The sequence below is a fragment of the Neorhizobium sp. USDA 3394 genome (assembly GCF_056280385.1).
This window is the reverse complement of record NZ_JBWCDU010000002.1, coordinates 69699-82994: the sequence shown is the minus strand read 5'-3', so window position 1 is coordinate 82994 and position 13296 is coordinate 69699. Positions and strand designations below refer to the sequence as shown.

11 protein-coding genes and 1 pseudogene are annotated in these 13296 nt (G+C 61.1%); 7 read left to right on the top strand and 5 right to left on the bottom strand.

Annotation, left to right across the window (positions count from 1 at the left end):
• The first annotated feature begins 9 nt into the window (after positions 1-9).
• Positions 10-1542 carry a UxaA family hydrolase gene (locus ACZ9EJ_RS21960; RefSeq protein ID WP_046642309.1) on the top strand — a complete coding sequence of 511 codons (1533 nt, stop codon included), beginning with the start codon at positions 10-12 and terminating at the stop codon, positions 1540-1542.
• Between the two features lie 142 nt (positions 1543-1684).
• Here ACZ9EJ_RS21960 and ACZ9EJ_RS21955 read toward each other — a convergent pair whose 3' ends face one another.
• Both ACZ9EJ_RS21955 and ACZ9EJ_RS21950 read right to left on the bottom strand, forming a co-directional pair.
• Complete coding sequence (locus ACZ9EJ_RS21955; protein WP_476099823.1) at positions 1685-1807, bottom strand: hypothetical protein; 123 nt, start codon at positions 1805-1807, stop codon at positions 1685-1687.
• On the bottom strand, positions 1804-1983 hold the full coding sequence (locus ACZ9EJ_RS21950) for a hypothetical protein (protein ID WP_046642310.1): 180 nt from the start codon (positions 1981-1983) through the stop codon (positions 1804-1806). Before ACZ9EJ_RS21950 ends, ACZ9EJ_RS21955 begins: the two co-directional genes overlap by 4 nt.
• 150 nt (positions 1984-2133) lie before the next feature.
• On the opposite strand from ACZ9EJ_RS21950, the pseudogene ACZ9EJ_RS21945 reads away from it, so the two are divergent.
• Positions 2134-2431: pseudogene (locus tag ACZ9EJ_RS21945) on the top strand (conjugal transfer protein TraD).
• On the opposite strand, the gene ACZ9EJ_RS21940 reads toward ACZ9EJ_RS21945, so the two are convergent.
• The 3 genes from ACZ9EJ_RS21940 to ACZ9EJ_RS21930 all read right to left on the bottom strand — a co-directional run bounded on the left by ACZ9EJ_RS21940 (position 2428) and on the right by ACZ9EJ_RS21930 (position 8751).
• Positions 2428-2964 (bottom strand): DMP19 family protein, encoded by a 537-nt coding sequence (locus tag ACZ9EJ_RS21940; RefSeq protein WP_046642311.1) that lies wholly within the window; start codon positions 2962-2964, stop codon positions 2428-2430. The pseudogene ACZ9EJ_RS21945 and the gene ACZ9EJ_RS21940 sit on opposite strands and share 4 nt — an antisense overlap.
• 839 nt (positions 2965-3803) lie before the next feature.
• Positions 3804-5039 (bottom strand): OpgC family protein, encoded by a 1236-nt coding sequence (locus ACZ9EJ_RS21935; RefSeq protein ID WP_046642313.1) that lies wholly within the window; start codon positions 5037-5039, stop codon positions 3804-3806.
• A gap of 196 nt (positions 5040-5235) precedes the next feature.
• Entirely contained in the window at positions 5236-8751 is a 3516-nt protein-coding gene (locus ACZ9EJ_RS21930; RefSeq protein ID WP_046642314.1) for a hybrid sensor histidine kinase/response regulator, read from the bottom strand.
• 197 nt (positions 8752-8948) lie between these two features.
• Here ACZ9EJ_RS21930 and mscL point away from each other — a divergent pair, with 197 nt between their 5' ends.
• The 5 genes from mscL to ACZ9EJ_RS21905 all read left to right on the top strand — a co-directional run bounded on the left by mscL (position 8949) and on the right by ACZ9EJ_RS21905 (position 13213).
• Entirely contained in the window at positions 8949-9374 is a 426-nt protein-coding gene (gene mscL, locus ACZ9EJ_RS21925; RefSeq protein WP_046629754.1) for a large conductance mechanosensitive channel protein MscL, read from the top strand.
• Positions 9375-9491: 117 nt separating this feature from the next.
• Positions 9492-10661, top strand: coding sequence for a pyridoxal phosphate-dependent aminotransferase (locus ACZ9EJ_RS21920; protein WP_046629753.1), 1170 nt, complete (start codon positions 9492-9494; stop codon positions 10659-10661).
• Between the two features lie 159 nt (positions 10662-10820).
• Positions 10821-11855, top strand: coding sequence for a UDP-glucose 4-epimerase GalE (galE, locus tag ACZ9EJ_RS21915; RefSeq protein WP_046642315.1), 1035 nt, complete (start codon positions 10821-10823; stop codon positions 11853-11855).
• Positions 11856-11966: 111 nt separating this feature from the next.
• Positions 11967-12299, top strand: a complete 333-nt coding sequence (locus ACZ9EJ_RS21910; RefSeq protein WP_046642316.1) for a hypothetical protein — start codon at positions 11967-11969, stop codon at positions 12297-12299.
• Between the two features lie 125 nt (positions 12300-12424).
• On the top strand, positions 12425-13213 hold the full coding sequence (locus ACZ9EJ_RS21905) for a polysaccharide deacetylase family protein (RefSeq protein WP_046642317.1): 789 nt from the start codon (positions 12425-12427) through the stop codon (positions 13211-13213).
• The last annotated feature ends 83 nt before the right edge of the window (positions 13214-13296 follow it).

Sequence of the window (13296 nt, the reverse complement as noted above, 5' to 3'; positions counted from 1 at the left end):
AAACGAAAAATGGATCTTGCGGCTTCACCCATCATCATCTTGAATCCGATCGACGACGTCGGTGTCGCAAGGCAGTCGATGCGGGCCGGCGGCCCGACCGGTTACGGCGATCTTGCCGCCCGCGAGCTGATCGGCCGTGGCCACAAGGTGGCGATCAGGGCGATTCCCACCGGCGGCGAGGTGAAGAAATACGGCCAGGTGATCGGCGTCGCGACGCAGGACATCGCCCCCGGCAGTCACGTGCACCTGCATAACCTCGCCATGCTGCCCTCCGAGCACGAGCATCAGTTCAGCGTCGATATCGAGGAAAAGGGCATGCTGCCGGAAGCCGAGCGGCGCACCTTTATGGGCTACGACCGGGGCCTCGGCGGCGCGGGCACCCGCAACTATATCGGCGTCATCTCGTCGGTGAACTGTTCCGCCACGGTGTCGCGCTACATCGCCGACTATTTCAACCGCCTGGGCGGGTTGGACGGTTTCGACAATATCGATGGCGTCGTGGCGCTCACCCATGGCGGCGGTTGCGCGCTCAACAACAAGTCGGAAGGCTATCGGCTGCTGATCCGCACCATCCAGGGTTATGCCCGGCACCCGAATTTCGGCGGCATCCTGATGATCGGCCTCGGCTGCGAAACCAACCAGATAGCCCCGATCCTCGAACATTACCGCATGGAAGAGGGCGAGCGGCTGCGGACGATGAACATCCAGCAGCATGGCGGGACGCGCAAGACGATCGATGCGGCAATTGCCATCATCAAGGAGATGCTGCCCGGCGTGAATGCCGCGACGCGCACGCCCCAGCCTCTCTCAAAACTGAAGCTTGCGCTCGAATGCGGCGGCTCGGACGGCTATTCCGGGATTTCCGCCAATCCCGCCCTCGGTTATGCCTCGGACCTGATCGTCCGCAACGGCGGCACCACCGTGCTCTCAGAAACGCCTGAAATCTACGGCGCCGAACATCTTCTGACCCGCCGCGCGGTCACGCCGGACGTGGCGAAAAAATTGCTGCAGCGGATCGACTGGTGGCGGGACTATACAGCCCGCAACGGCGACGAGCTCAACAACAACCCTTCACACGGCAACAAGCTCGGCGGCCTGACCACCATTCTGGAAAAATCGCTCGGCGCGGTCGCCAAGGGCGGGTCGATGCCTTTGAAGGCGGTCTACGAGTTCGCCGAGACCGTCACGGAGCCGGGTTTCGTGTTCATGGATACGCCTGGCTACGATCCGGTCGCGGTGACCGGGCAGGTCGCGGGCGGCTGCAACGTCATCTGTTTCACCACCGGCCGCGGCTCGGTTTCGGGTTTCAAGCCGTCTCCCTGCATCAAGATCGCCACCAATTCCGAAATGTACGAGCACATGAAGGAAGACATGGACCTGAACTGCGGCGGCATCGTCACCGGCGAGGAGACGATCGAACAGGCGGGACTGCGGATTTTCGAGGATGTAATCGCGGTGGCCTCGGGCAAGAAGACGCTCAGCGAGATCTACGACTACGGCGACAACGAATTCGTGCCGTGGCAGGTGGGGGCAGTGACCTGAAAAGGCCCCCTCTCCGTCATCCTCGGGTCAAGCCCGAGCATTTACCGAAACCGACAAACGGGATGAAGCGATATCCAGGCTTTAGCTCATAGCCGGGTTTCCCGCTGCAGGCGATCCAGTCGAGGATGGTGCCAAGCTCGCCTTACAAGGTGATGCCGTAGCTGCCGCGCTTATCTGCGGGGACCACGATGATGCAGTCGATGACCACACGGATGGTGGCGGCAGCCTCAAGCGCCTCGTCAGGAAGGGACAACGTCTCGGTCAAACGCTCGATCCGGCGCCGATAGGTTGCGCGATGCCCGGATGAAGCTCAGGAACGTCCTGCGGGATGTCGGAGAGATGGGCGGTGAGGCTGTCCTGTCTGGTTTCCAGCTCGGTCAGGCGGTCGGACAGGGCCGCGATGCCAGCCGCCTTGCTCGATGACGCGCATGATCTCGGCAACGGCCTTTGCAACCTCGGCAAGCTCGCGACGGTTGGCCTCGGTGGAATGGACCAACCCGTGCTAGACCGTCCCGGCAACCTTACAGCATTGTGCCCGACGCTCAACTATCATCCTGAATCGATAACCTTCTGAAACGATTGGAGGCGACGATGCGCATGCCACGGGACTTCGATGCGGAACTGAAGGCGCTGGGTGACAGGCCGCGAGAACTGAAGAGCCGCAAGGTGCAGCAACTCGGCGAACTGGTCATCGCCACGGGAGCTGACGCCCTGAGCGCCGACGAACTGGCCGGCGCGTTGATTGTCCTGGTGGAAACGACAGATGCGGGAAAGGCGGGGGGCATGGGCCAAGCTCGGCACCGCCTTCTTTCGAAGCAAGTCACGTCGATCTGCAGAGGCGATTGGTTGTGACGCAGGAAAATATCGACATGCTGCGTACCCCGGCTAATGTCGCGTGGGGTTGCGCAGGTTTTCGTCGATGGCGATGCATTCCTCGTTGGTCACGATCTCTATGTCACCATTGGCCCTAAGCCAATTTGCTGCAAGAGGGTATAAGCTGACTTCCTCAGGGATTGCGAAAAGCTCATCGTCTAGCTGCTCCAGCACTGGCTGCTCCACATGAGGGGGAAATGTTTCAAGCCTGCGTTGAACCTCGTCTGGTTCAGCCTTCGTCCATTGTATCATCCTATGAAGTATGTCAGCCTGCTTGTCAGCGCCAATGAGCCTCAGTCCAGAAAGTGCGACGGCGAACTCTTCCTGATCTCCACCAAGGTTGAAGATGTATTGGTTATGGCCGCCATTGCGGACCTCGCCTTCGTAGCGGAGGGCACAGTAGATTTCTATCTCGGGACACTGAATGTCGGATAGTTCCTTCCGCAATTTCCCGACTTGCCCGCTGTGGAAAGCCCATATCGCGGAATGAAAATTCTCAATCAGGTCCTCGTCGTTTTGCAAATCAATGGGGGGTAGATAAACTTTCATTATCGTGACTGCTCCAATGACCTGCGCCGCCGAACGTCTCGCGTGCTCGACTTCGTTCTCATGAGCGGAGGTTACCCCAAGTCCACCCCGGAAAGAAGCTATTGAGGTTATCCTGAATGCGTTCCGCGGGCTTGGATATCAGATCACCCCGTGCTGCCTGTCAAGACTGCCGAGCTCCAGTTGGGGCAGGGGCCCTCCCGCGAGTGCATGGTCAGGACCTCGACCCGGATCGAGAGCCCGGCTCTGTGGGTTCGCCGAATGGCGGCGTTCATTATGCGAAGTGCTTCGGCCATGTGTTCTTGGGCCTCGGCGCGTTCTTCGAGGGCACAGAGTTCTATGTCCATGCTGGCGGTCTTGAGTGTTACGCTGTAGTTAACCGATGACGTAACCCATGTTCTGCTCCTGACTGCAAGAGCAACAGAATGGACATTCGCCGTTCTCTCTGCTGCAGTTGCGGCGACGCCATGAGGAACCGCCTGCGCGGAGCCGAGCACAACGGTGTTGAGGAAGCTGGGCAGGAGACCTGGTTGGAATGGAGGAGGTAAAGCCTCTGTCCCCAAGTGGGGGACTCCGATCTCCGATACCATCACAGAAATGGCAGCCTGTTGAAGCGCCATGTTGCCTGGTGACCGTTAATTATGCAACTCAAAAAGAGGCATTTTCAAATACCTGAGACAGCAAGTTGGCGATCAAGCAATAGTATCTGTGGGAATACAAATTGTTAGAATAGCTAGGCTTTCCTGTATAGTTATTCGAAATATAAAGGACAAATTCCGAAAGGCTCAAAGGGCAACGGCCTGAGCCGCTGCCCTTGTTTTGCGTTGACCTTATGTCGCCCCTTACCGGATGACCATCTGCTGCGGTGCGCCGGGCTTTGCGGGCTGTTGCAGCTTGACCGGAGCTGGGGTCTGCGTGCCGAACAGCTTGTCGCGTTCGCGCCACAGGGCGGGCAGCGACAGCAGCGCGATCGAGACCAGCGCAATCGCGGTCTTGGTGAACTCGTTGAGCTCCGGCGTCCGTCCGTCGAAATAATAGACGAAGTAGACGATCGCGACATGCCACACATAGACGTAGAGCGAGTGGCGGCCGAGGAGCTGCAGGTACTTGATCGAGAACACCCAGGTGATCGCACCGGCGATGCGGCGCACCCACTCGTCCTTGTGCTTCGGACCTGCGACGATCAGCCAGGTGACCAGCATCGCGACGGCTGCGAAGTTCAGGAGATAGACCGGGCCGAAATCGGCGCGGATTTCCATCGAGGCGAACTTGCCGATCATGTGGGGGGGCATCAGCTCATGCGCGGTGATCAGGCGCAGCGGCAGGAAGAACAGAACCATCAGCAGCGCTACCTTCGGGATGAAGGTATTGTCTGGCGACAGGATATTGCTCCACTTGATCTTGCCGGCCGAGGTCAGCGCGCCGAGTACGAGACCGGCGTAGAAGACGATCTGCCAGCCGAGCAGGTTGAACGATGCGCGGATGCCCTGGTCGTCCGCACCCATGACCATGTCGTTGAGCGGGGTCGTGGCGATCTGCTGCAGGCCGAGCTGGGCCGCCATCCACAGGATCACCGAACCGGCTACCACATAATGCCACTTGTCCTCCAGCACCAGCTTCACCAGCATCGGAGCGAAGAGCATGTAGACGATATACTGGGGCAGGATGTCCATGAAGGTCGGCTGGTACAGGAAGGTCGCGATCGCAGCGAGGCGCAGCGGGTCGTCGAAGGTCGTGTAGCCCAGCCAGTTGAACCAGATCGAATAGGCGCCCGGCAGCAGCATCTGCGCGACGAGCACAACCAGCACGATGCCCATCGCATAACGATAAAGCTCGAACGCCCGGTTGTAGATCGCCGTGCGGCCGGCCGCGTAACCGTTCTTCAGCATCTTCTTGGCATAGACCATGCCGATCAGGAGACCGGACAGGAATACGAAGCCCTGGGCGTCTTCCACGAAGGCGAGCTGATTGTGGTTGATCTTCACCAGAAAATAGCCGCCGGCAAAGATCAGATGGTTCAGCACCATGAAAACGAGGAAGTATCCTCGCATACCATCAATAATATCAAAGCGTTTCATCGGTCGCGGTCTCCGTCTTTGCCGGTCCCGAACGCTCTCGCCTTTCGGTCCGTAAGGCCTCTGCGGGCCAGGATGTACGCGGCTAAACGCGGCAAAAAGCCGGACAGTTCCAGCCCTATCTGGGCGTTTAGACCTGATCTACTGTAAACAGTCCGTGATGACTCGGGGATGAACGCTGGGTTGGGTGCGGTTCACACTATTCCGCCGCGACGCGTTTCAGCCCTGCAACCTGAGTGAGGTAGGCGCGCATGGCGGCGGGCTTCACCGGCTTGTGCTGTACGCCGATGTCGTGGCGCTCCGCCTCGGCACGGACTTCGGGCGTGCGGTCGGCGGTTATGATCAGCGCGGGGATGTCTGCCTGATATCTCTGGCGGAGCTTGAGAATGGCCTCGATGCCGTTGCCGTCGTCGAGATGATAGTCGGCGATGATGATTTCCGGCGGCGGTTCGCGGCGCTCAATGATGTCGTCCAGCGCAGCCAGCGAATCCGCCTGACCGACGGTGCAGCCCCAGCCGGTGATGAGCAGCTTCATGCCTTCGAGGATCCGCGGCTCGTTGTCGATGCACAGCACCCGCAGCCCGTTCAGCGGCTGCGAGCGCTTGCGGCGCTCCAGCTGGCCGGCGGCATGGACTGTCTGCGATGCGCTCATGTCCATCGGCATCTGTACCCGGAAGATCGTGCCGCGGCCGGGCGTCGAGGCAAGCTGGACCGGATGATTGAGCACCCGCGAAATGCGATCGACGATCGACAGGCCGAGACCGAGGCCGGCCGCCGTCTTCGCACCCTCGTCCAGCCGGGCGAATTCCCTGAACACGGTGCGGAACTTGGATGGCGGGATGCCGATGCCGGAATCGAGCACCTCGATGATAACCTGGTCGCCGCGCCGGCGGGCGCCGATCAGCACCTTGCCGTCGATCGTGTATTTGATCGCGTTGGAGACGAGGTTCTGCACCAGGCGGCGCAGCAGGTTGGCGTCGGAGCGGACCTTCAGCGATGTCGGCATGACGACGAATTCGAGGTCCTTCTCGCGAGCCATGGGCGCGTAGTCGGTTTCAATGCGTTTGAGAAGGTCGTCCAGCGGTACCGAGGTGAAACGCGGCTTCATGGCGCCGGTATCGAGCCTCGAAATGTCGAGCACCGCGCCGAGGATCGCCTCGACCGATTCCAGCGCGGAATCGATATTGCGGACCAGCGAACCGTTGTTGTCGGAGGCGCCGAGCCGCTCCACCAGCGCCGAGGAATAGAGCCGGGCGGCGTTGAGCGGCTGCAGGATGTCGTGGCCGGCGGCCGCGAAGAACCGGGTCTTGCCGATATTGGCCTCGTCCGCGGATGCCTGCGCCTCGGCAAGCTCCTTGTTGACGCGGGTGAGTTCGGCGGTGCGCTCGCCGACCCGCTGTTCCAGCGTCTCGTTTGCCTGTTTCAGCGCCTGGTCGGCAGCAACGCGATCGGAAATATCGGTGAAGGTCGCGACGATGCCCTTGTCCGGCATGGCGTTGGAGCGCACTTCGATGATCCGCTCGCCGCCGTTCAGCACCAGCGAGAAGGGCGCGTCGAGCGTCTGGAACTGGCGGATCACCTTCGCCTGATCGGCTGCCGCGAGATCACCGCGTTCCGAAAGGATGGCGACCATGTCGGCGAGCGGAAAACCGACCTGGCCCACCTGTTCCGGCAGGTCGAGCAGATTGCGGAAGCGCCGGTTCCAGATGGTCAGGCGCTCGGAACTGTCGAACACGGCGATGCCCTGGTCCATCTGGGACAGCGCAGTCTGCAGCATGTCCTGGTTATATTGCAGCGCCTCGCTTGCCTGGTCGAGCAGCCAGGCCGTATCGGAATTGGTGTCCTCGGCCTTCTGCAGGATCAGCGACAGGACAAGCCGGGCAGAGGACGAGCCGATGGCGCTGCCGAGCAGCTGTTCGGAAAAATGGATCATCGCCATGTCGGCGGGCTGGTCGTCGCTGAATGTACGGCCGGCCGTCTTTTCGTAATTGGAAAAGGAGCGCCGCATGCGTTCCTCGCCGAGATAACGTGCGATCGCTGTCTTCAGGTCGCCGACGCCGACGCGGGTCTTCCAGCCGCGGGTGGCAAATTGCGAGCGCAGGTGCCTTTTCACAAAAATGCCGGCCTGGATGCGCTCGACGGGACGCGGATTACGCGACAGCGACCCGAGCACGAAGGCGAGCATGTTGAGCGTCAAGCTGAAGATCGTCGCATTGACCAGCGGGTCCGTCTGCGCCCCGGAGAATATGCCGGTGCCGGGGAACAGGAAATTGAGGACGGCGGTGGCCACATGGGAATTGTCCGGGCCGCCGAGGCTCGGCACGAACAGCAGATAGGCCCAGGCGAGGAAGCCGAAGGACATGCCGAGGATGGCGCCGCGGGCGTTGGCACGGCGCCAGACGAGGCCGCCCAGGAGGGCAGGAGCTACCTGCGCAATGGCCGCAAATGCCAGAAGCCCGATCGAGGCAAGCCCGGACTGGCTGTCGGCCATGCGGTAATAGGCATAACCGAGGATCAGAACGCCGAAGATCGCAACGCGGCGGATGTTCAGCAGCGTGCGGGTAAAATCGGTGCGCTGGCCGGAGCGCGCCGCCATCAGCCGTTGCCTGAGGAAGATCGGGATGATGATGTCGTTCGACACCATGATCGAGAGTGCCACGGATTCGACGATCACCATGGCGGTGGCGGCGGAAAAGCCGCCGATGAAGGCGATCAGCGAAACCACCTTCAGTTCGCCGGCGAGCGGCAGGGTCAGCACGTAGAGGTCGGCGTCACCCGTACCGCCGAAGGTGATCAGTCCGGCCATGGCAACGGGCAATACGAAGATATTGATGGCGACGAGGTAGAGCGGCAGCAGCGCGCTCGCCACCTTGCGCTCCTTTGTCGTGCGGTTCTCGACCACCGTGACGTGGAACTGCCGCGGCAGCATGATGATCGCAAACGCCGACAGCGCGATCAGGACCAGCCAGCGGCTGATCGGCGTCTCGTAGGCGAGCGCCGAACCGACGAGCATGTTTTCGGACGCCTTGGCGAGCAGGTCGGCCGGCCCGTCGAAGAGAATGAAGAAGACCGAAAAGCCGACCGTCGCAAAGGCGAGCAGCTTGACCACCGATTCCATCGCGACTGCAAGGATCAGCCCGTCCTGATGCTCCGTCGCATCCGTATGGCGGGTGCCGAAGATGACCGCGAAACAGGCCATCATCAGCGTGACGATCAGCGCCAGGTCGATGAAATAGAGATTGCCGCTGCCGATGCCGTAATCCGACGGATTGACCATGGCGGCGACCGAACTCGACACCGCTTTCAGCTGCAGCGCGATATAGGGAACGGCGCCGACCAGCGCGATGATCGCGACGATCATCGCGACCGTGGAATTCTTGCCGTAGCGGGCGGCGATGAAATCGGCGACCGAGGTGAGCTTCTCGGCCTTGGCGAGTTCGACGATACGCCGGATGATCGGCATGCCGAGCGTGAAGGCGAGGATCGGGCCGATATAGATGCCCGTGAACTCCAGGCCCCTCTGCGAGGCAAGCCCGACGCCGCCGAAATAGGTCCAGGAGGTGCAGTAGATCGCAAGGCTCAGCGCATAGACGATCGGCCTTCCGTTCTTCGGCACGCCGAAGACACGGCTCCGCCGGTCGCCGTAGCTCGCCACCGCAAACAGCAGCAGCACATAGGCGAAAGCCGAAACGAAAATGATCCAGCCCGGAAGCATTGCTCCTCCGCAAAAGGCTTTCTGAAGCTCGAACATTAGGGGAAAAGCATGCGCTTGGAAATCTGCGGGCTCTCGGCAAAAAGTCCAATAGACGGCCGGATTTAAGGGTCTCGCGAACGCATCTTTTCAGGCGCGGCGAAAGCGCTATGTTGGGCATGGCTCAATCTGAAACGCCATGGGGGAAAATGGCCATGTCAATGATCAGCGAATTCCGTTCCTTTATTGCCAAGGGCAATGTCGTCGACCTCGCGGTCGGTATCATCATCGGCGCCGCTTTCACGGGCATCGTAAAATCGCTGGTCGACGACATCGTGATGCCGATCGTCGGCGCGATCACCGGAGGCGGCTTCGATTTCTCGAATTATTTCCTGCCGCTGTCGAGCGCCGTCACGGCGCCGTCCCTCGCCGCCGCGCGCGAACAGGGCGCGGTGTTTGCCTACGGTAATTTCATCACCGTTCTCATCAATTTCGTGATCCTCGCCTTCATCATCTTCCTGATGGTGAAGGCCGTGAACAAGATGCGCCTGGCCGATGAGAAGAAGTCAGCCGAGGAAGCGCCTTCGCCGCCGCCGGCCGATATCCAGCTTCTGACCGAAATCCGCGACCTCCTGAAGGTAAAGTGATCTTTTGATCACGCACCAAGGATTCATCAGCGGAATCGATCTCTGCCTCACGGATTATCATGGGATTCCACGGCTTTCCTGCGCTAAGGATGTGGGAAACAGCCCCGAGGGAATTCCATGTCGATCATCTCCAGTCTCAGCCCCCGCGCCGTCGCCGCGCCCGAAAGCGGTATTGTCGAGGTTCTCAATTATGCCCGCGGGCGGGAGGGATTGATCCCGCTCTGGGCCGGTGAAGGCGATCTGCCGAGCCCGGACTTCATCAACCGGGCCGCGACCGAAGCCTTGCTCGGCGGCGAGACCTTCTACACCTGGCAACGCGGCATTCCCGAACTGCGCCAGGCGCTGTCGGACTATTACGCGCGGCATTTCGCGGTGTCGCTGCCGGTCGAGCATTTTTACGTCACCGGTTCCGGCATGCACGCGATCATGCTCGCGGTGCAGGCGGTGACTTCTCCCGGCGACGAGATGATCTATCTGTCGCCGACCTGGCCCAACATCATCTCGGCGATCGAGATCTCCGGCGCCCATTCCGTCGGCCTGCCGCTCGATTTCGTCGGCGGCCGTTGGTCGCTCGATCTTGCCAAGCTGGAAGCGAAGATCACGTCGAAGACCAAGGGCCTGTTCATCAACACGCCGGCCAACCCGACCGGCTGGTCCGCGACGCTGGATGATCTGAAGAATATCCTGACGCTCGCCCGCAAGCACGGCATATGGATCGTCGCCGACGAGATCTATGCCCGGTATTATTACGGTGGCGCCGCAAGGGCTCCGTCCTTCCTCGACATCATGGAGGAGGGCGACCGGATCATCTTCGCCAATTCCTTCTCCAAGAACTGGTCGATGACCGGCTGGCGGGTCGGCTGGATCGTCGCTCCGCCAGAAATGGGGCAGGTTATCGAAAACCTGGTGCAGTATTCGAATTCCGGCGTGGCCCAGTTCCTGCAGCGAGGTGCCGTGGTGGCACTCAACCAGGGCGATGATTTCGTGAACGCGAACATCGCGAGGGCGACCGAGGCGCGCGACATTCTCTGCGACGCGCTGATTGCCACCAACCGGGTCGAGACGCTTAAACCAGACGGCGCGCTTTACGCTTTCGTCAAAGTGGACGGCATCACCGACAGCCGCAGCGCAGCGCTCGATATCGTCGACAAGATCGGCGTGGCGCTGGCGCCCGGTTCGGCTTTCGGCAAGGGCGGCGAGCTTTTCCTGCGCGCCTGTTTCCTGCGCGATCCGAAGCAGATCGAAGAGGCGGCCGGCCGCCTCTCCGACTATATCAAGCGGCTTTGAACCGTTCCGGCACGCAAACGATAAAATTCGAGCGATCTGCTCAAGAGCGCGTTTGCCTTAGGCCTAGATAAACCCGGCGCAACCGGCGTCGGGTAAGCATTGTTGAAGACTGCCCGTGTTTTCGTCCTGCCAACGATAAGAAAGCAGGGAAGTATAAACATGGCAGTTCTGGTAACAGGCGGCGCGGGTTACATCGGCAGCCACATGGCCTGGGCTTTGCTCGACGCGGGCGAAGAAGTTGTCGTTCTCGACCGGCTGTCGACCGGTTTTCGCTGGGCGGTGCCGGCCGAGGCGCGCTTCTATCTCGGCGACGTCGGCGACCGCGCCGTTCTTTCGCAGATCTTTGCCGAAAACGACATCAACGCGATCCTGCATTTCGCGGGCTCGATCGTGGTGCCGCAATCGGTCGCCAACCCGCTGGATTATTACGAGAACAACACTGGCAATACCCGGCTGCTTGCCGCAGCCGCGATCGCCGCCGGTATTCGCCATTTTGTCTTCTCGTCCACGGCTGCCGTTTATGGCGACCAGAAAGACGATACACCCGTCCTCGAAAACGCCGACCTGCATCCGAAGAACCCCTATGGCCAGTCGAAGCTGATGTCGGAGATGATGCTGCGCGATGCCGCCGCGGCGCATGATTTCCGTTTCGTGGCGCTACGCTATTTCAACGTCGCGGGAGCCGATCCGCTCGGCCGGACGGGGTTGTCAACAGAAGGCGCGACCCACCTGATCAAGATCGCCTGCGAGGCGGAACTCGGCAAGCGTCGTGGGGTCGATGTCTACGGGACAGATTATTCCACACCCGATGGTACCGGCATCCGCGACTACATCCATGTCACCGACCTCGTGGACGCGCATCTGAAGGCCTTGAGCTACTTGCGCCGCGGCGGCGAGCCTCTGATCGCCAATTGCGGTTACGGCCGCGGCTACTCGGTCCTGGAGGTTCTGGATGCCGTGATGCGGGCGGGCGGCCGCAAGTTCGAAATCCGCTACGGACCCCGCCGGCCGGGCGACGCGGCAAGCGTGGTCGCCAACTCGACGCTTGCACGCCGGCTGCTTGACTGGAAACCGCGCCACGACGATCTCGATCTCATCGTCGAGACTGCGATCTCATGGGAGAAGGGCCTGGCTTCCCGCAAGGCCGAAGATCTCAAGTCGCTGCAAAGCAGGCTGGCGTCGGCTCGCTTCTAGGCTTCCGGATCGGCGCGAAAATTCATGGGAACATCCTGGCCTTCGGGGTTTGCCTTAAGCGGGCAAACCCAATCCGCCGGTTCTGCCGGTGGTTTTAACGGAGGAAATCCCATGATTTTCAAGCTTGTTACCGTATCGGTTCTTTCGCGCGGCCTGGCGGCAGGCGGCGCGCTTGCCCAGACGAGCGGCAAGGGCAATTTAGGTACCAACGGAACCTCGGCCAGTGATAGCAGCGACGGCCAGAAAAAGATCGATCCCAACGCCACCAACAGCACGACCGGCGGCGCCATGGGCAATGCGGCAGGCACCAAGGACACCCGCACTAACTGCGCGCCGAACCTTCAGACGCGGGGCTCTGCCACAACGCCTGATGCGACCGGCACCGCGTCGGTTCCTTCGGGCCAGGCCGGCACGAACACAAACGGTCAGTCTACGAACTGCTGATCTGAACGTCTTTCCCAAGAAGGGCCGGCATCGTCCGGCCTTTTTTCGTGACTGCCGATTCGGTCGCATGGCGCCTCTAAGGATTTGCCGATAAGGGAAGGTCTTCTCGATATCGGTATTCCATCATGCGACGCGCTCTGTTTTGTACCTTTCTCCTCCTGCCTCTAGCCGCCGGCGCCCAGAATCTGCCCCAGACGCGGTCCGTGAACCCCTCTTTGACGCAAAATGCCGTGCCCGCTCCCAAACTGGTGGAGCCGCACCTGCATGTCAGCCGTTCCGGCAATGCCAGCCGTCCACGGGTGGCGCTGACCTTCGATGCCTGCATGGGCAAGGCGGACGAGCGAATCCTGTCCACTTTGGTCAGGGAGAGAATTCCCGCGACCATTTTCGTGACGGCCCGCTGGCTGAGAAACAACCCGCAGTCGGTGGCAATCTTTCTGCAGAATCTCGATCTCTTCGAACTGGAAAACCACGGTCAGAATCATGTGCCGGCGGTCGATATGCCGGCCGTGATCTACGGCATCGCCGCTGCGGGGTCGCCGGAGGCGGTTCGCCAGGAAGTCGCAGGCGGCGCTGATGCCATGCTGGCGGCGGGGTTATCCGCACCACGCTGGTTCCGCGGCTCGACTGCGAAATACGATCCTTCGGCTATACGCCAGATCCGCGATATGGGGTATCGGGTCGCAGGGTATTCGCTGAACGGCGATGGTGGCTCCCTGCTCGGGGCCGACGTCGCCGAAAAACGCATTGCTGCCGCCAAGGACGGCGACGTCGTCCTCGCGCATATCAACCAGCCCACTCATGCCGCCGGCGAGGGAGTGGCCCGCGCGCTCGTTGCCCTGAAAAGGCGCGGCGTCGAGTTCGTACGCCTTTCCGACGTGGACGGCATCGGCGACGACAACACGACCCGGTGAAGGCGCGGTCTCTTCGGCGATTTTCGTGGAGGCCCTTTTTCCCGTGAATACAAATCGGGGGAGAGACGTTTCGGTCTCTCCCC